We start from the raw sequence: 16,084 nt of genomic DNA on the forward strand, positions 1-16,084 counted from the left end.
GAGGCGCAGTCAAGAGCGCTCCTGATGAACCGTGTGGACACCAAGTTCATGATTCCGGCTCATGAGCTAGACCAGTGTCTTCAGGGCCTGGAGCGCGAGTATTCGATGCTTGAGATTGAGGCGGCTCGGCGTTTTACCTACGACACCCTGTATCTGGATACGCCGGACAGCCAGCTGTATCTGGATCATCACAACGGCAAGCTTAATCGTTTCAAGCTGCGGATTCGTCACTACCGGCAAAGCGGAGAGAGCTTTCTTGAAGTCAAGAAGAAGAGCAACCGGCAACGCACCATCAAAACCCGGATGTCGTTAACCGGAGACGGTCGGGACCCGCACGTCATCAATGATTTCCTTTCCGGGCAATTCGGCCTTCCGGCTGCAGGGATGCGGCCGGCACTTTTTGTCCGGTATGAACGGATGACTTTGCTCCGGCGGGACGGCCATGAGCGGGTGACGGTGGATACCGGGCTCTCCTTCCAGACGCCTGATCGAAAGCATTCCGTTGCGCTCCCGGGTCTTGCCATTTTCGAAATCAAATATGACCGGAAAGCCTCTGGCTCGCCTTTGATGGCGCGTCTGGCCGCGCTCGGATACAGGCCGGTGACTTTCAGCAAGTACTGCGTTGGTCGGGTTTTTCTGGACGGAGACAACCTGAAAACCAATCGATTCAAACCGTTGTTAAGGAGCGTTCATGGAATCTGCAGTTGACCTCCATTTTGTTATCCGGCTGTTGATTAACGCGGCCTCGGTATTGGTATTGATTCGCTGTTATTACCGCTATTCCCGTCACCGGGAGAATGCCGCCTCGTTCATTCTCTTCGGCGTTGGCGTGTTTCTGGTGACGGCGCTGCTGCATTCGGTGACGGTTACGATGGGCTTTGCCTTTGGCCTGTTTGCCGTGTTTTCCATGCTGCGTTATCGCACCGAAGCCCTGGGTATCAAGGAGATGACCTACCTGTTCCTGGTGATCGCCATGGCCCTGCTGGCCGCAGTCGGGACCATGCACCACCTGGAGTTGATCATGCTGAATGGCCTGGTCATCGCCCTGGCGGTTGTGCTCGAAACCTGCATCCTGTTACCGCGACACGGTGAGAAGGAGGTGGAATACGAAAAGATCGAGAACGTGCACCGGCAACAACAGGCAGCCTTGATTGCCGATCTCAGGGAACGCACCGGGCTGGACGTGTTCCGGGTTGATGTGGTGTCTGTCAGCTACCTGAGAGACACCGCGATGCTTCGAATGCACTATCACCTGGAGGCGGGACATGAATGAGCAAGCGGGCAAACTGCTGGCCTTTGCGCTGCTGCCGATGATTGGTTCAGACGCCCTGGCGAGCGATGGCGACGGGGGGGCTCTGGCGGAGGTGAGTGGTTACATCGCGGCGGGTGTCGACCACTACGGCGCGTTCCATGATGAGGACGGAGAAGAATCCACGACGCGTGGCGTGTTGCGCAACGCCAAGCTCCAGGTTGAACTGGCGTGGGGCGACGCCTGGGAGGCCGAGATTGACGGCGGCTACGAGATTGAAGGCGACAACAGAGACGCAGAGTTGGGCGATGCCTATGTTCAGTACAACGGCCCTGATCGCCTTGCCGTCCGGCTGGGCCAGTTCAAGGAGCCGTTCGGTATGGAACGGCTGACCAGCTACTCAAGTCTCAGTACGGGGGAGCGCTCAATGGCTACCTCGGCTTTTGCGCCGGGCCGTTCACTGGGGGTTATGGTGGGGCAGTACCGGAAATCCTTAACCTGGGCGCTGGGTATATTCAGCGATAAGCGTAAACCGGAAGACGGCAGCGCTGTAACTGCCAGGGTCTCCCGTGCTCCCGTCCGCTCGGAGGATCAGGTACTCCATCTCGGTGCAGCAGCATCCTGGCGCCAGCATCGTGAGGAGGAATTCCAGATCAAGGATGAGGCCGAGGTGTTCAGCGCTGACAACGTGGTTCGCAGTCCCCGCTTTGAGGCCCGTGAAAGCAGGCTTGCGGGCGTGGAGGCCGGTTGGCAGTTTCATCGGTTGACCGTGACAGCAGAAGTCATGGCTCAGGAGGTGCGTCGTAAAGGCGGAGAATGGTGGCGGTTTACCGGGGGCTATGTCCAGGCCGGCCTGCTGTTGACCGACGACCAGCGCCCCTACGAGCGGGGCGAGTTCAAACGCATCAAACCAAAGAGTAACGGCGGCGCCTTGGAACTGGTGGCGCGTTACAGTGCCGTTGATCTGAGGGATCGAAGCATCGGGGCGGAAGCCAGCGTCACCACCGTGGGCCTGAATTACTATCTGGGTAAAGACATTCAGCTTCGGTTGAATTACCTGATGCCGGAGATCAGCGGTAATCGTCTGTCGCCGGATCCCGGGGGTAATGCCGCGACCCTGCGGCTGGTTTACCGGTTTTAGCTGGGAGGGCGAGTGCTTTTGTCGGGCCCATCGATATGCCGGGGTAGTTCCAGTATTACCTCGGTCCATTGCCCGGGTTCGCTGGCAATTTTCATGGTTCCACGATGATGCCGCATGATGGTATGGCAGATACTCAATCCCAGCCCCAGGTTATCCGGCGTCTCGCTGGTGGAGAAAAACGGGTCAGTCAGTCGCTGCAGGTCACTGGAGTCGATGCCTTTGCCATTATCCCGGACGGTAATGCTGGTCACGGCTTCGGTGGCGGCAGCGGTAATCCGGATTTGCGGTCGTGCAGGGCTAACAGCACGGATGGCTGACGATGCATTCATCAGGAGGTTGACGAACACCTGAATCAGCGGTGACGGAAAGCAGGCGACAGAGAGGCCAGCGGGGATCTGGGTGGTGACTGCGGTGCCCTGAAGCTGGTGCCGGCAAAATCGCAGCGCCGTTTGCACCAGCTTGTCGAGATTTACAGCCTCCGGGCCATGATCCGGCGCCGGGCGGGAGAATTCGATCAGATCCGACACGATCTCTGCAATCCGGTGTTGATGGCTTGCAGCATCGTCCAGCGCCTCGGCCACGTCCGGATTCCGGTTGATCGCCGCGGAAAAGTCTACCGCCTGTATGGCGCAATTGAGCGGGTTGGTGATCTCGTGCAGCAGACCCTTGGCCATGTGGCTCAGGGCCTGGTGTTTCTGCTCCTGGGCCAGTTTGTCCTCGGTGGCCTCCAGTGTCTGCAAGGCGCGGGAAAGTTGCCGGTTTCGATCTCTGAGCAGAAACTGCAGGGCCAGCAGGTTGCGCAGGAACTGGGAGAAAAACCACGCCGATAACGGTGACACCACCAGGCACATCAGAATCAGCCAGTTGGTGATTACGCCGATAAGCACGGTGACAATCTGATCGGCCGGGACTGTGACCGCGGTGGCCAGCACCAGAAGGATCAGGTTGGCCGCCAAAATGATGCTGGTATGCTTCAGCGACAGGGTGATGATGCCGACCGAGCTGATAAAAAAGAACAGCCCCACCACAGGCGCAATGGCGGCGCCGGCACCGATATAGCCGAGGTAGCTGAATGTCGCCATGTTGATGAATACGAGATAGACAACCAGCGGTGCGGCTCGCCGCAACCGGGTGAAGCGATGAGCCAGAATGAGCGCTGTCAGCACCCCGGTGTAGAGCAGGTAACCGGCAAACACCGGGGGCTCCACTGAGTGCGTGAGCTGTCCGGCCAGGAAAAGCAGGGTGCCGATAAACGCGATGATCAGGTAAACATCGGCGAACAGCGGCAGCACGCGGTACCGGTACTGGGTGCGCGAAAAACGTTCGAACCGCCGTTGCCGATCAACGGGCAGCTGTTTGATCTGCTCAATACCGGAGAGCAGGTTCATGGTAACGCCCTTTGGTGATGTCTTTGCATAAACAGAATCAGCTCTGGCAGGCGTTCGAAGCCCAGCTTGACGAAGATCCGGTCCTTGTAGGAATGCACCGTTTTACAGGACACCCCCAGTTCCTCAGCGATATCTCGAACCGCGATCCGCTGTGACATCAGTCTCGCCACCTCCCGTTCGCGACCGGACAATGCCTGGTAAGCGGTAAGAGCGTCATCAGCCCGGTCGCGTGTTGATTGCCAGTTGCCAAGGTATACCTGACCGCTGCGAATGTAGAACAGGGTTTTGATCAGTTCCTGGATCGACTGCTGTTTCGAGACCACCGCCTTGATTCCTGATTCCAGGTAAATCGCCATGCGCGAGCTGTTGACCGGAGTGTCGGAGATCAGCAGCACCGAGAGCGCCGGGTGCAGGCTGAGGGCGTTTTCAGCAATGGTGAGTCCATCATTGTCTTTCAGATTCTCTTCAATCAATAGCACGCCGGGTCTGACAGCAGCCAGGCGTTGCAGCGTCTCAACGCCGGTCTCGGATTCGCCTACTAACTCAATGTCTTCGTTATGAAGAATCTGGAATAGCAAACCGTCGCGGAAAAGACGGTGGCTGACGGTCGCGAACAGCCGGAGTCTGCGCTGAGGGTTCACGGTCAGTTACCCGATCCCGGGAGTACCGGCAGGGTAATGGCCAGATGCAGGCACTGGCCATCTGCCTCAGCACTGACGTCCCCGCCCAGCAGGCTGGTGGTGACGAACAGCATCAGAAGTGCTGCCTGTTGTTCAAGAAGCGGATCGGAGAGCCGCGTGAGCGGAGCCAGTAGATGGCTGTAGATGCGTAGCGGTTGTTCCGGGGCTACGTGAAGCTGATCGCGACTCTCGGTTAGCACCAGGTGGCTCCAGTCAAGACCGGAGCTGACAAGCAGGGTGTTGAGGGCTTGCCCCAGTAATTCTGCCGGCGAGCAGGGTGGAGACGATGTGGCCCGTTCCTGGGGCGGGGTCCCGCTGAATAGTGACGTCATCCGGCTCTGCCCGGGGCCTGCCGGGACGATGTTTTCCAGCCGACTGAGTTCCTGCCGCACATGGTCGCAGAACCGCCGGACAAGCTCCTGTTCCAGATGCATGTCCTGGCTGGCCCTGAGGTGTGCTTTCGCCGCAGGCAGGTGGTCAATGCTGGCCACGGTATCCAGAAAAGCGTTCAGTGTGGTATCGGGAACCTGGGCGCTCAGGATCGGTCTCAGATGATCGACGAGCCTGCCGTGGCGTTGCAGGCGAAGCTCGGCAAAGCGTTTCCGGGTTTCGCAGCGGGTGTTGTCCAGGGCCGACGCCAGCTCACGGTGGCGAGCGATGGCTTCCCGGAACAGTGGCAGCAAGGTTTGTGCTTGCCAGGGTTTTTTCTGGTAGCGAAAGATCCGGCCTTCATTCACGGCATTGAGGGCAACGTCCACCTCGCCCCAGGCGGAAGTCAGAATCCGGACAACGGCCGGATGAGACTGACGCAACTCATCCAGCAGCTCTTTGCCCTGCATGCCCGGCATCCGCTGGTCCGTCATCACCACTGCAATCGGCGCGCCTGGCGTTCGCAGATGTTCCAGTGCCGCTTCCGCAGTGTCTGCGGAAAGCAGGGAGAACTCATCCTGCAGGTGTTCGAGTTGACGGATCAGATATTTCGTGGCGGCAGGTTCGTCATCGACAATGAGCACAACGGGGCGCTGCCCCTCGGTGTTCGGCAGCGATGGCTGGTGTTTGGTCTGGCCGGACAGCTCCGGGCTTGTCAGGGCCGCTGTCAAAAGGTGTGAGCGTATGAGGTCTGGGTCCAGGGGCTGCTCGAAGCAACGATCGATTACCTGGGTGTCCAGCAGCGCCACCAGTTCGCTCAGGATAACGCGCTCGGTTATCAACACCCGGAGCACGGTGGGATATTGTGTTCTGGCCTTGGCCAGCAGAGCGGAGTTAATGGCGGTTGAGGTTTCGCATCCGGCTATCACCAGCGCTGCGGGCGGTGCTTCAGCGGCCACTATGTGCTCAAGCACTGCCTCATCCGAGCTAAAGGCGTGTATCGAGAAGTCCTGCGCGAACAAGGCCTCGAACGTCTGCTTTGCCTCTTCGCTATGGTAGCGCAGTAAAACCGCAGGTGAGTGGAAGTGCCCCATGTTTAACGGTCGTTCCTTGATATCGAATCGGCTGGACAGGTTATCAGGGTGGCATTTGTCGTTTTGTAGGAAAATCCTACAAATGCAGGATGGGTTGCCGGAAATGTTTGTTTCTGTGATGACTTTGGCAATTGCCAGAGCCCGGCGCCTGAGAGCGACTACACTTATCGCTGAGTGCTTTCAGGAGGGAAATGTCATGACCACTCAAGACGGCCATCTCACTAACCACGAAGTCACCATCTGCCTTGCCGGTGGTGCCGTGCTGGGTCCGTTCAATGCCACTTGGAGCCAGGACTCCGGCGGTGATGTACGAGAGCTGGTGCGCGAGTACGATGCCTTTCTGCAGGGCGAGAAGCAGAGCCGCTTCAAGTTTCACCTGCACGACACCTACACCAATACCGTGCACACACTGATTCTGAATTTTGAGCAGGTGACCGGCATCTGCGACCATGTCCGCCTGAAATCCCATGGTAACGGCACCTGAGGGCCGCTGTGGGAAGCTATCGAGCGTGACAAGGAGGATGTGATGACCGAGTTCAGAACTGAAAAAGACAGCCTGGGTGAGGTCCGGGTACCGGACAGTGCGCTCTGGGGCGCGCAGACCCAGCGTGCGGTGGACAATTTTCCGGTCAGTGGGCAGCCGATGCCGCCCGAATTCATTGCCTCTGTGGTTCAGGTCAAACGTGCGGCGGCCCAGGCCAACGCGTCACTGGGCTTGCTGGAGCCGGAACTGCGTGATGCCATTTGTGACGCCTGCGACCGGTTGCTGAAAGGGGAACATGCAGATCAGTTTCCGGTGGACCGTTACCAGACCGGCTCCGGTACCAGCACCAACATGAACGTGAACGAGGTGATCGCGGCTCTGGCGCGAGAGAAGGGCGTGGAGGTTAATCCCAATGATCACGTCAACATGAGCCAGAGTTCCAACGACGTGATCCCGACTGCGATCCATGTCAGCGCTGTGCTGGCAGTGAAAAGTCGGCTGCTGCCGGCGCTGTCGCATCTCCGGGGAGTGATCTACGGCCGGGAGGCTGAACTGTCCGGGCAGGTGAAGACCGGGCGCACCCATCTGATGGATGCCATGCCGGTGACACTTGGCCAGGAGCTCAGAACCTGGCGGGAGCAGGTCGCGGCGACCGAGCTTCGCCTTGAGCGGGCCATGGAGGACCTGGCGGCACTACCCCAGGGCGGTACCGCGGTAGGTACCGGGGTGAATGCTGCGTCGGAGTTTGCTGGCCAGTTTGTGAAGTTTCTGAAGCAGAATACGGGCTATCCGTTCCGGTCGCTGGAGCACAAGTTTCTGGGGCAGAGTGCGGTTGATGCGCCTGTGGCACTGTCTGCCCAGTTCCGCGGTGTGGCCGTGGTCTTCACCAAGATCGCCAATGACCTGCGCTGGATGAACAGTGGTCCGATCCATGGTCTGGCTGAAATCAGCCTGCCGGCCTTGCAGCCGGGCAGCAGCATCATGCCTGGCAAGGTGAACCCGGTGATACCGGAATCGGTGGCGATGGTGAGTGCCCAGGTGACCGGGCTGGATGCGGCTGTCGCCATGGCGGGCCAGTCCGGCAACTTCCAGTTGAATGTGATGCTGCCACTGGTGGGCGCAAATCTGCTGGATATGTGCGGGTTGCTGGCCAATGCCTCGAACCTGCTGGCAGACAAGGCCCTGCAAGGGTTCACCGTTAATACCGAAAACCTGAATGCGGGGGTGGGTCGAAACCCGGTTCTGGTGACGGCATTGAACCCTGAAATCGGCTACGCCCTGGCCGCGGATATTGCCAAAGAGGCATACCGTAGCGGGCGCCCGGTTATCGACGTTGCCGAGGAGCGGAGCGGATTGAGCCGCAAACGGCTTGAGGAACTGATGGACCCGCTCAAGCTGACCCGAGGCGGACTGACCTGATCTGGCCGGCTGTTAACAGGGGAAAGCAGAGTGCTGTTGTCGCTTGAGTTGTTTGTCATGCTGGTGCTGGCCAACGGGTCTCCGGTGGTTGTGGCGCGGTTGTTTCATCGGCATGGCAGCTGGCCCCTCGATGGTGGCCGGCTGTGGCGCGATGGCCGACCGCTGCTGGGGCCCAGCAAAACCTGGCGTGGGCTGGTATCCGGCGTTCTGACCTGCGCGCTGTTCGCCCTGTGGGTGGGCCTGGGCTGGTTGTTCGGAGCGCTGTTTGCTTTCCTGTCGCTGTGGGGCGATATGCTCAGCAGTTTCACCAAGCGCCGTATGGGGTTGGCTTCCAGCGCCCGGGCGGTCTGGTTGGATCAGCTGCCCGAGGCGCTGTTACCTATGGTGATGGCCTGGTACTGGCTGCCGCTGCCACTGTGGGAGACGGTCGCCGTTGCCCTTCTGTTCGCATTGTCCAATATGTTGTTCTCTCCGCTGTTTTACCGCCTCGGTATACGTAAACAGCCACACTGAACTCAGGGCCCGCGAGTGAGGGTGTGAATGGTCACTTCCGGGGGGCAGTTCAGACGCACATTCAGAACCGAAGTGCCGGCTCCCGGTGAGGTGTAGCCTTGCATGCCGTTTACCTGCCAGAGCCCGCGGCCAAGGCGCCTCGGGCAATCGGAGTCGAGCGTCAGCGGGATGCCGCCAGGCAAACAGAGTTGCCCACCGTGGGTGTGGCCGCAGAGGAACAGGTCGTAACCGGCATGGGCGGCTTCCCGCCAGATTTCCGGCGTATGACTGAGCAACAGGCTGATTCCCCCTGCGGGTATATCGTCGCCGGCCCGGTGCAGGTTGTGAACCTTGTAGTAGTGGGCATCGTCCACACCGGCCAGGTACAGGCGGCTGTCGCCGCGCTCCAGCGGTACCATTTCATTCATCAGCAGCCGATAGCCCATGTCTTCAAGAGCCGGCACCATTCGTACACTGTCGTGGTTGCCCAGCACGGCATAGGCGTCGCCGTGAATGGCCTGGCGCAGTCTGGCCATACCGTCCAGAGCATCGTCTACAGGGCCCCAGGTGCGTTGGCGGTAATCGCCGGTCAGAACGCACAGATCGTAATCCAGCGGGGCGATTTGCCGTATAACTGCCTGCAGGTTCGCTTCGTCCATATCGACATGCAGGTCGGTCAGGTGAAGGATGCGGAAGCCTTCGAAGGCCGATGGGAGATCGGGCAACACGAAGGTGTTGTGCTCGGTGGTCAGTTTCAAACTGTTGGCCTGAGCCCGGCGTAGCAGGCCCACGGCCTTCAGGCAGAAACGAATCAGTCCCGGAGCGTTGGTCAGGTTTTCCAGATGGAACGAGCGCTTGTCCCGCCCGAACACCCGGGCTTCGGTTTCCCGCTCAATGCCGAGGCGTTGACGGGCATGGACGGGCCCGAGCCTCAGGCTCAGGCGGTAGTGGAGCAGCTCGTCCTGATCTTCCGATACGCGAACCCTTGCGGTCATGCTGTTATCCCTGATGCCGAGCGGAACCTTATCAGTGGTTCCTGTCTTAATTATGGTTGTTGCCCTGGGTAGTGCAAATTACAGGTGCTGATTTGGCTTTTCAGTATTGAGACGCCACAATCAGTGATCATTCGACGATGTATAGTGTACGGAGTGGCCCATGACCGATGCATGTAATCTGCCCGGCCTGAGTGTTCCCAGGAGTCGTTTCCCGGACCCTGAACAGGATCTGCCTGAAGCGGCCGGTGAGTCCCGGCTGGTGTTGGCGGGGGGCTGTTTCTGGTGTGTGGAAGCGGTCTTTCTGGCGGTTGACGGTGTTCAACGTGTGACCTCTGGTTATGCCGGCGGTGAAGCCAGTACCGCGAATTACGAGGCGGTCTGTACCGGGAAAACCGGGCACGCCGAAGTCATCGAGGTGCATTATGATCCGGCACGGGTCAGCTTCGGCCAACTGCTGAAGCTGTTCTTCTCGGTGGCCCATGATCCCACCCAGCTCAACCGACAGGGTAACGATGTCGGCAGCCAGTATCGCTCCGCGATATTCTATGAGACCCCAGAGCAGCACGATGTAGCCGAGGCGTATATCCGCCAGCTGGATGCCGCCGGCGTGTATCAGGATCGCATCGTGACCACCCTGGAGCCCCTGGAAGCCTTTTATCCGGCCGAGGAGCACCACCAGAACTTTGCCGCCCGTAATCCCTGGCAACCATACATCATGGCGGTAGCGGCACCGAAGATGGAAAAACTGGCCAACACCTGGCCCGAACAGCTGAAGCCCGAATTCAGCAAAGACGACCCGGACCAGGCTTGAGGAGGCACCCATGTCTGTATCTGCAGCAGGCTATGACCTGACACCGTTAACCCGGGCAGAAGTGGAAGCCCGGGCTGAGCATCTTTCTGAGGAAGAACGCCGGGTGCTGCTCGATCACGGCACCGAGCGTCCCTTCTGTGGCACGTTGCTGGATAACAAAAAGTCCGGCACCTATCATTGCCGGTTGTGTGATCTGCCGCTGTTCAGCTCCGATTCCAAGTTTGATTCCGGCACTGGTTGGCCAAGTTTTTTCCAGCCCTTCGACCCGGAGCATATCCGATACCTGGAGGACTCCAGTCTTGGAATGACCCGTATCGAAATTCGTTGCCCCCGTTGCGACAGTCACCTGGGCCACGTGTTCCCTGATGGGCCGCCACCTACCGGGCAGCGTTATTGTCTGAACTCCATTGCCATGGACTTCCGCGAAACGGAATAGGGTCCTGCTACTTGGCGCTGGTGACGGACACCACATAGTCTGCTACCGCCTGAATCTGGCTTTCGGTGAGGGATTCCTCAAAGGCGGGCATAACGCCAACGCCACTGGTCACGGCCCGGATTACCTGATCCCGGTTCGGGCGCAGCTCATCCAGGTTGGGGCCGATAGACCCGGAGGCGCCGGCATCGGCCAGCGTGTGGCAAATGGTGCAGGACGGTTGCGCCACTTCCGTGAAAATCGCCCTTCCCGATTCGTTGTCGGCATGGGCGGTTTGTAAGGCCAGGGTCAGGCTGGCGGCCATCAGTGTCTGAGGCTGTCTCTTCATGGTCTTCTACATCTGGAATCAGCGGGCAGCGCTGTCTCCGGCTCCGCCCACTGAGGATCAACCCACGGTGACCGTCACGCCATGGTCACTCCATCCGTTGTGGCCGTAGCCACGCTCGTTATCTATCCGCCCTTCGGGCTGGCTGTTACCCTCCACATCGGTGGCCTTGCTGACAATTCGGTGCTCGCCAGGGCCGAAATCGACAGCCATCACAAAAGGACGCCAGGCAAAAGGCCCCAGATCCGGCCCCAGGAACCGCGCCGGTTTCCAGTTTTTGCCGCCGTCGGTCGATACTTCCACCTTATCCAGCGCGACCGTACCGCCGAAGGCCACACCGTAGATCATGTTGCGTCCCTTCCGGCCGGACTCCAGTGGTGAAGTGACCCAGGATTTAACGTTCATCTCCCACATGGAGGGCTGGTCTGGTGAGCCCTTCATGCCCACATCCCGCACCCGATAACCCGAGGCCTGGATCTTGGCGTCAGTCTGATTTTCGGTAAGGGCAATCTGTTTAACGTATTTAACGTTATTCACACCGTAGTAACCGGGCACCACCAGCCGCAGTGGTCCCCCGTGGGTGTGTGGCAGAGGCTCGTCGTTCATCGCCCAGGCGAGCAGGGCGCTGTCCAGGGCGCGGGTGGGAATTGAGCGCTCAACCATGATGGATTTTGGGTCGACTCCATCGGGCAGACTCTCACCGCCGGTTCCGGTGATGTAACGTACACCGTCCACAGCTCCGCCGAGCGCGTCGACCACATCACGCAGGGGTACTCCCGTCCACATGACGCATCCGGCAGCGCCTACGGACCACTGGGTACCGCTGGCTCCGTGAGGGAAGAACGCCCGACCGTTGCCGGAGCACTGAAGTACCGAGGCGACGGTGGTCACGCCCATGGATTTCAGCTCACCCACGGTCAGGGTTCTCGGATTCTTCACGCCTTCGACACGGACTTCCCAGGCATCCGGGTTGTCGGTAACGCTTGCGGGCGGAGCCGGCAGGTTGTTTCGCACAAACAGTCGGTCGCTGGCGGTGATGACGCCGTTGCCGATGGCGCCGCGCTGGGTTTCCATGGTGTTGGTGCTGTGGATAATCAGCGCGCTGCGTTCTTTCCAGGCGGCATAATCCGGTAGCGATTTTGGTTCTTCCGCGGCGCTGAGCCGGCTGAATCCCAGCAAGCTGACTGCCGCCATGGCGCCGGCGCTGCCGATCAGAATGCTGCGCCGGGAAGGGTTGGCAAGGCCCGGGTCGTTAGGGCCCCGCTCCAGGGTTGTTTCGGTTTTCATGTTCCGTCTCCAGTCTTTGGTCTTGTTTGCGGACGGGCGAATACGCGGTTCGGTTTGCGTATGTATAACCTTATTACGTATAGGTCCTGGTTAATAATTGATCAAATATTCAGGTGTTATTCAGTGGGTCCGGGAGCCGGTATAATCCGCCGCTATTGTCCGGCCCCTGCAGGCGCCGGCCGGAATGTTCCTGAGGTATTCAAAATGAAGCGACTGAATCTGAGCCCGCTTACCGAGTCGGCCACCCTGCTGCGTCGTGCCGGCGTCGTGATTGGCTCCGTGGGGCTGACGGCGCTGTATTCGCTCTTGATCCTGTTGCGGGCGCTTTTCGGACGCCTGAACCGGCCGATTGTCGACAAATATTGCCGGGAATGGTCGGCGGCATTGTTGCGGCTGGTTCGGGCCAGCCTGGTTGTTCGCGGAGAAGTGCCGGACTTTAACGATGGCCGGCGCTACATCATCATGAGCACCCATGCCAGCCACTACGACATACCGGTCAGTTTTGTGTCGCTGCCAGGTTCAATCCGCATGCTCGCCAAAAAAGAGCTGTTCAGCATTCCCCTGCTGGGCCAGGCTATGAGAGCCGCCGAGTTTCCCTCTATTGACCGTTCCCGTCGCAACCGGGCGGTGAAGGATCTGGAGAAAGCCCGTCAGATGATGGAAAGTGGCATTGTGTTGTGGGCAGCCCCGGAAGGCACCCGTTCTCCGGACGGTCAGCTGTTACCCTTCAAGAAAGGCTGCTTTCACCTGGCCCTGGATACTCAGGCTGTGATTGTACCGGTGGCGATTCGGGGGATTCATCGGGTGCTGCCCGCGCGCACCTGGCAGATTAACCTGGGGCAGCCGGTGGATGTGCGGGTGGGCACCCCCATCGACACGGCAGGAAAAAGCAAGGACGACATTGCGGAGATTATGGCGGGCGTGCGGGAGAATCTGGAGGAATTACTGGGCAATGGCGAGGCAGAATAAGCTGCCCCGCCGGCGATGCTCAGGCGGCGGAGACCACGGTAGAGAACAGATAGCCGGTGTAACCGATGTAAACGGCCAGCAGCAGGGCACCGTCAACCCTCGATACGAGCTTGCGCCAACCGGTCAGGCCGAAGCCCATGACCAGAAGCGCCAGAGTCAGGCCCAGCATTAACGTCCAGTCCCGATACAGCACCTCAGGGTCTACCGACAACGGTTGAATCGCCGCGGCGAGCCCCACCACGGCCAGGGTGTTGAAGATGCCTGAGCCCAGGATGTTGCCCAGAATCAGGTCGTGCTCGTTCTTCTTCACGGCGGCAATAGCTGAGGCCAGCTCCGGCAGTGATGTGCCGATAGCGACAATGGTCAGGCCTATGATCAGATCACTCACACCCAGGCTCTGGGCAATAGCGACCGCACCCCAAACCAGAAGCCTTGAACTGACAATCAGCAGAATCAGCCCGATTACCAGCCAGATAATTGCGGTTTTCAGGGGCATGGGGTGGGCAACGATTTCGGACTCAGCATCCCCTCCAAGCGGGTCAGCTTTGCCACGTATCCCCTGATAGATGGACCAACCCATTACCGCGGCAAAGACGCCCAGAAGCACCCAGCCATCCAGTCGGCTCAGCTCTCCGTCGATCAGTTGCGCACCGGCAATCAGAGTGAGTACGACCAGTAGTGGCAGTTCTTTGCGGATGACCTGTGAGTGCACGGCGATCGGCGCGATGATGGCGGTCAGGCCAACAATCAGGGCGATGTTGGTGATATTGGAGCCATACCCGTTTCCGAGAGCCAGGCCGGGGTTGCCGTCAGACGCAGCCATGGCAGAGACCGCAAGTTCCGGAGCAGAGGTGCCGAAGCCGATAATGACCATGCCGATCAGTAGCGTAGGCATGCCCAGGTGTTTCGCGGTGGCGGCGGCTCCTTCCACAAATTTGTCCGCGCTCCAGACCAGCAGGATCAGGCCGGCAATAACGGCACCGATGGCCATCAACATAGAGAAACCTCAAAAAGATTAACGGGAAACTCCGGCCCACGGCCAGGAGGAAAGTGTTTGGCGCACAAGATACCGTATTAGGGGGCGATTGGTCAGCACTGAGATGCGCGCCGTTGCAGGTAACTACGGATGATCCAATGGTTGGGCGACGGGGTATCAGACTAAAGTGGCGCTGATATTGTTAACAAAACACGAGACAATCCCGGCAAAACGATAAGATGACGGGCAATGTGCCAACACACCGGTAATCGCACCACTGGTGCCAGCGGTGCCCGCAACCGACACGCATCAATTGATAATCGCAATTTATTCTTTCGGCGAAAATCGGGATAATTGCGCGCAATTTCAGACCGGAAGCTCACGGCAGCGCCGTCTACCTCGCGCCAGGCCGGCTTCCGACAGGCCACTTTGCTGATCGTGGAGTGGCAGCAGGCTTCAACACTAAGCTAGGGTGAAAACCAATGGCCGTTAGACAGGCAGATGTAGTGCTGGTCGGTGGGGGCGTCATGAGCGCGACCCTCGGCATGATGCTCAGGCAGCTGGATCCGTCCCTGGACATCGTCATGGTGGAACGTCTTGACCACGTTGCCCATGAGAGCACCGACGGATGGAACAATGCAGGTACCGGGCATGCCGGTTACTGCGAGCTGAACTACACCCCCGAAACCGATGATGGCGATGTCGAGATTGAGCGGGCGTTGAAAATCAATGCCCAGTTCGAGGTGTCGTTGCAGTTCTGGTCTTACCTGGTGGAGCAGGGCATCCTGCCGGAGCCGACCTCTTTCATTAATCGTACGCCACACCAGAGTTTCGTCTGGGGCGAGAAAGACGTGGCGTTTCTAAAGCGCCGTTACGAGCGTCTGAGCGGGCACCACCTGTTCCAGGAAATGGAATACACGGAAAGCCCGGAGGATCTCGAAGAGTGGATGCCGCTGGTAGTTCGCCACCGTGATCCTATGCAGCGTGTGGCCGCGACCCGAATCAAACATGGTTCCGACGTGGATTTCGGTTCATTGACCCGCAGCATGGTGAAATGGCTGGAAACCCAGCCCAACTTTGAACTGATGCTCAGCAGCCCGGTGCACTACATTGATCAGCGCGACAATGGCCGCTGGAAACTGCGGGTGAAAAACCAGAAAACCGGCGAACTGACCAAGCTGGAAGCCGGTTTCGTGTTCCTCGGTGCTGGTGGTGGCGCGCTGCCGTTGCTGCAGAAGTCTGGCATTGATGAGGCCCGCGGTTACGGTGGCTTCCCAGTCAGTGGTCAGTGGCTTGTGTGCCAGAAGCCGGACATCGTCAAGGAGCACCATTCTAAAGTGTACGGTAAGGCACCGATTGGCGCGCCGCCGATGTCTGTCCCGCACCTGGATACCCGCATCATCAATGGCGAACCTGCCCTGCTGTTCGGACCGTTTGCTGGCTTCACCACCCGCTTCCTGAAGCAGGGCTCCATCTTCGATCTGATTGGTTCGGTGCGCGCTACCAACCTGCGCCCGATGCTGTCAGTCAGCAAGAGCAATATGGACCTCACCCGTTATCTGATCGGCGAAGTGTTCCAATCCCATGCCGACCGTGTGAATTCCCTGCGCAACTTCTTCCCGGATGCCCGTGAAGATGACTGGAAGTTGCAGATGGCTGGCCAGCGGGTGCAGATTATCAAGCAGACCGAAGAGGGTGGTGGCAAGCTTGAGTTCGGCACCGAGATTGTCGCAGCCAAAGACGGCACCCTCGCCGCCTTGCTGGGTGCCTCTCCCGGGGCTTCTACTGCGGCTAATGCCATGATCAATGTGCTTGAGCGCTGCTTCCCGGAGAAGATCAAGAGCGAGCAGTGGCAGTCCCGCATGAAGGAGCTGGTGCCATCCTATGGCCAGTCTCTGGTGGATAATGAGGAGCTGCTCAACAGCGTTCGTGAACGGACCCTGTCAACGCTCAAGCTCAGGTAATGCTATCC

17 protein-coding genes are annotated in these 16,084 nt (G+C 59.2%); 10 read left to right on the forward strand and 7 right to left on the reverse strand.

Annotation, left to right across the window (positions count from 1 at the left end; translation table 11 throughout):
* Positions 1-24: 24 nt before the first annotated feature.
* From Q674_RS36560 to Q674_RS36570, 3 genes are read left to right on the forward strand one after another with little or no spacing between them, the layout of a single operon-like run.
* On the forward strand, positions 25-708 hold the full coding sequence (locus Q674_RS36560) for a polyphosphate polymerase domain-containing protein (RefSeq protein WP_023009655.1): 684 nt from the start codon (positions 25-27) through the stop codon (positions 706-708).
* Complete coding sequence (locus tag Q674_RS36565; RefSeq protein ID WP_023009656.1) at positions 692-1,273, forward strand: DUF4956 domain-containing protein; 582 nt, start codon at positions 692-694, stop codon at positions 1,271-1,273. The genes Q674_RS36560 and Q674_RS36565 overlap by 17 nt, the downstream gene beginning before the upstream one ends.
* On the forward strand, positions 1,266-2,390 hold the full coding sequence (locus Q674_RS36570) for an OprO/OprP family phosphate-selective porin (RefSeq protein WP_023009657.1): 1,125 nt from the start codon (positions 1,266-1,268) through the stop codon (positions 2,388-2,390). Before Q674_RS36565 ends, Q674_RS36570 begins: the two co-directional genes overlap by 8 nt.
* Here the strand turns inward: Q674_RS36570 and Q674_RS36575 are convergent.
* The 3 genes from Q674_RS36575 to Q674_RS40705 are packed head-to-tail and all read right to left on the reverse strand — an operon-like array spanning position 2,387 to position 5,921.
* The gene (locus Q674_RS36575; protein ID WP_023009658.1) at positions 2,387-3,778 is read right to left on the reverse strand and encodes a sensor histidine kinase; all 1,392 of its coding nucleotides are present in this window, start codon (positions 3,776-3,778) and stop codon (positions 2,387-2,389) included. The genes Q674_RS36570 and Q674_RS36575 overlap by 4 nt on opposite strands.
* Positions 3,775-4,419: a response regulator transcription factor gene (locus tag Q674_RS36580; RefSeq protein WP_023009659.1), complete on the reverse strand. Its 645-nt coding sequence runs from the start codon at positions 4,417-4,419 to the stop codon at positions 3,775-3,777. The genes Q674_RS36575 and Q674_RS36580 overlap by 4 nt, the downstream gene beginning before the upstream one ends.
* 2 nt (positions 4,420-4,421) lie before the next feature.
* Positions 4,422-5,921, reverse strand: coding sequence for a response regulator (locus tag Q674_RS40705; protein WP_023009660.1), 1,500 nt, complete (start codon positions 5,919-5,921; stop codon positions 4,422-4,424).
* A gap of 196 nt (positions 5,922-6,117) precedes the next feature.
* On the opposite strand from Q674_RS40705, the gene Q674_RS36590 reads away from it, so the two are divergent.
* From Q674_RS36590 to Q674_RS36600, 3 genes are read left to right on the forward strand one after another with little or no spacing between them, the layout of a single operon-like run.
* Entirely contained in the window at positions 6,118-6,405 is a 288-nt protein-coding gene (locus Q674_RS36590) for a hypothetical protein (protein WP_014422636.1), read from the forward strand.
* Positions 6,406-6,447: 42 nt separating this feature from the next.
* Complete coding sequence (locus tag Q674_RS36595; RefSeq protein ID WP_023009661.1) at positions 6,448-7,824, forward strand: class II fumarate hydratase; 1,377 nt, start codon at positions 6,448-6,450, stop codon at positions 7,822-7,824.
* A 30-nt stretch (positions 7,825-7,854) separates the two neighbouring features.
* Positions 7,855-8,337 (forward strand): CDP-archaeol synthase, encoded by a 483-nt coding sequence (locus tag Q674_RS36600; protein WP_023009662.1) that lies wholly within the window; start codon positions 7,855-7,857, stop codon positions 8,335-8,337.
* 2 nt (positions 8,338-8,339) lie between these two features.
* Here the strand turns inward: Q674_RS36600 and Q674_RS36605 are convergent, their stop codons facing one another.
* The gene (locus tag Q674_RS36605; RefSeq protein WP_023009663.1) at positions 8,340-9,311 is read right to left on the reverse strand and encodes a metallophosphoesterase; all 972 of its coding nucleotides are present in this window, start codon (positions 9,309-9,311) and stop codon (positions 8,340-8,342) included.
* 160 nt (positions 9,312-9,471) lie between these two features.
* On the opposite strand from Q674_RS36605, the gene msrA reads away from it, so the two are divergent.
* Both msrA and msrB read left to right on the forward strand, forming a co-directional pair.
* On the forward strand, positions 9,472-10,122 hold the full coding sequence (gene msrA, locus Q674_RS36610; RefSeq protein WP_023009664.1) for a peptide-methionine (S)-S-oxide reductase MsrA: 651 nt from the start codon (positions 9,472-9,474) through the stop codon (positions 10,120-10,122).
* Between the two features lie 10 nt (positions 10,123-10,132).
* Complete coding sequence (msrB, locus tag Q674_RS36615) at positions 10,133-10,558, forward strand: peptide-methionine (R)-S-oxide reductase MsrB (RefSeq protein ID WP_023009665.1); 426 nt, start codon at positions 10,133-10,135, stop codon at positions 10,556-10,558.
* A 7-nt stretch (positions 10,559-10,565) separates the two neighbouring features.
* Here msrB and Q674_RS36620 read toward each other — a convergent pair whose 3' ends face one another.
* Together Q674_RS36620 and Q674_RS36625 are read right to left on the reverse strand one after the other, a co-directional pair.
* Complete coding sequence (locus Q674_RS36620; RefSeq protein ID WP_022993059.1) at positions 10,566-10,883, reverse strand: c-type cytochrome; 318 nt, start codon at positions 10,881-10,883, stop codon at positions 10,566-10,568.
* 57 nt (positions 10,884-10,940) lie between these two features.
* A complete protein-coding gene (locus Q674_RS36625) occupies positions 10,941-12,167 on the reverse strand; it encodes a sulfite oxidase (protein WP_022993058.1) in 1,227 nt (408 codons plus the stop codon).
* A 204-nt stretch (positions 12,168-12,371) separates the two neighbouring features.
* On the opposite strand from Q674_RS36625, the gene Q674_RS36630 reads away from it, so the two are divergent.
* A complete protein-coding gene (locus Q674_RS36630) occupies positions 12,372-13,136 on the forward strand; it encodes a lysophospholipid acyltransferase family protein (RefSeq protein ID WP_014422629.1) in 765 nt (254 codons plus the stop codon).
* Between the two features lie 19 nt (positions 13,137-13,155).
* On the opposite strand, the gene Q674_RS36635 is transcribed toward Q674_RS36630, so the two are convergent.
* Positions 13,156-14,133, reverse strand: coding sequence for a calcium/sodium antiporter (locus Q674_RS36635; protein WP_011786811.1), 978 nt, complete (start codon positions 14,131-14,133; stop codon positions 13,156-13,158).
* A gap of 461 nt (positions 14,134-14,594) precedes the next feature.
* Between Q674_RS36635 and mqo the strand changes: the two genes are divergently transcribed.
* The gene (mqo, locus tag Q674_RS36640; protein WP_011786810.1) at positions 14,595-16,076 is read left to right on the forward strand and encodes a malate dehydrogenase (quinone); all 1,482 of its coding nucleotides are present in this window, start codon (positions 14,595-14,597) and stop codon (positions 16,074-16,076) included.
* Positions 16,077-16,084 lie beyond the last annotated feature (8 nt).

The sequence above is a fragment of the Marinobacter sp. EVN1 genome, from assembly GCF_000475375.1.
GTDB classification, from domain to species: Bacteria; Pseudomonadota; Gammaproteobacteria; order Pseudomonadales; family Oleiphilaceae; genus Marinobacter; species Marinobacter nauticus.

Bases quoted from the DNA above. Each gene is read 5' to 3' on its own strand.
- Q674_RS36560 (WP_023009655.1), top strand. From the start codon at position 25: ATGAACCGTGTGGACACCAAGTTCATGATTCCGGCTCATGAGCTAGAC.
- Q674_RS36565 (WP_023009656.1), top strand. From the start codon at position 692: ATGGAATCTGCAGTTGACCTCCATTTTGTTATCCGGCTGTTGATTAAC.
- Q674_RS36570 (WP_023009657.1), top strand. From the start codon at position 1,266: ATGAATGAGCAAGCGGGCAAACTGCTGGCCTTTGCGCTGCTGCCGATG.
- Q674_RS36575 (WP_023009658.1), bottom strand. From the start codon at position 3,778: ATGAACCTGCTCTCCGGTATTGAGCAGATCAAACAGCTGCCCGTTGAT.
- Q674_RS40705 (WP_023009660.1), bottom strand. From the start codon at position 5,921: ATGGGGCACTTCCACTCACCTGCGGTTTTACTGCGCTACCATAGCGAA.
- Q674_RS36590 (WP_014422636.1), top strand. From the start codon at position 6,118: ATGACCACTCAAGACGGCCATCTCACTAACCACGAAGTCACCATCTGC.
- Q674_RS36595 (WP_023009661.1), top strand. From the start codon at position 6,448: ATGACCGAGTTCAGAACTGAAAAAGACAGCCTGGGTGAGGTCCGGGTA.
- Q674_RS36605 (WP_023009663.1), bottom strand. From the start codon at position 9,311: ATGACCGCAAGGGTTCGCGTATCGGAAGATCAGGACGAGCTGCTCCAC.
- msrA (WP_023009664.1), top strand. From the start codon at position 9,472: ATGACCGATGCATGTAATCTGCCCGGCCTGAGTGTTCCCAGGAGTCGT.
- msrB (WP_023009665.1), top strand. From the start codon at position 10,133: ATGTCTGTATCTGCAGCAGGCTATGACCTGACACCGTTAACCCGGGCA.
- Q674_RS36620 (WP_022993059.1), bottom strand. From the start codon at position 10,883: ATGAAGAGACAGCCTCAGACACTGATGGCCGCCAGCCTGACCCTGGCC.
- Q674_RS36625 (WP_022993058.1), bottom strand. From the start codon at position 12,167: ATGAAAACCGAAACAACCCTGGAGCGGGGCCCTAACGACCCGGGCCTT.
- Q674_RS36630 (WP_014422629.1), top strand. From the start codon at position 12,372: ATGAAGCGACTGAATCTGAGCCCGCTTACCGAGTCGGCCACCCTGCTG.
- Q674_RS36635 (WP_011786811.1), bottom strand. From the start codon at position 14,133: ATGTTGATGGCCATCGGTGCCGTTATTGCCGGCCTGATCCTGCTGGTC.
- mqo (WP_011786810.1), top strand. From the start codon at position 14,595: ATGGCCGTTAGACAGGCAGATGTAGTGCTGGTCGGTGGGGGCGTCATG.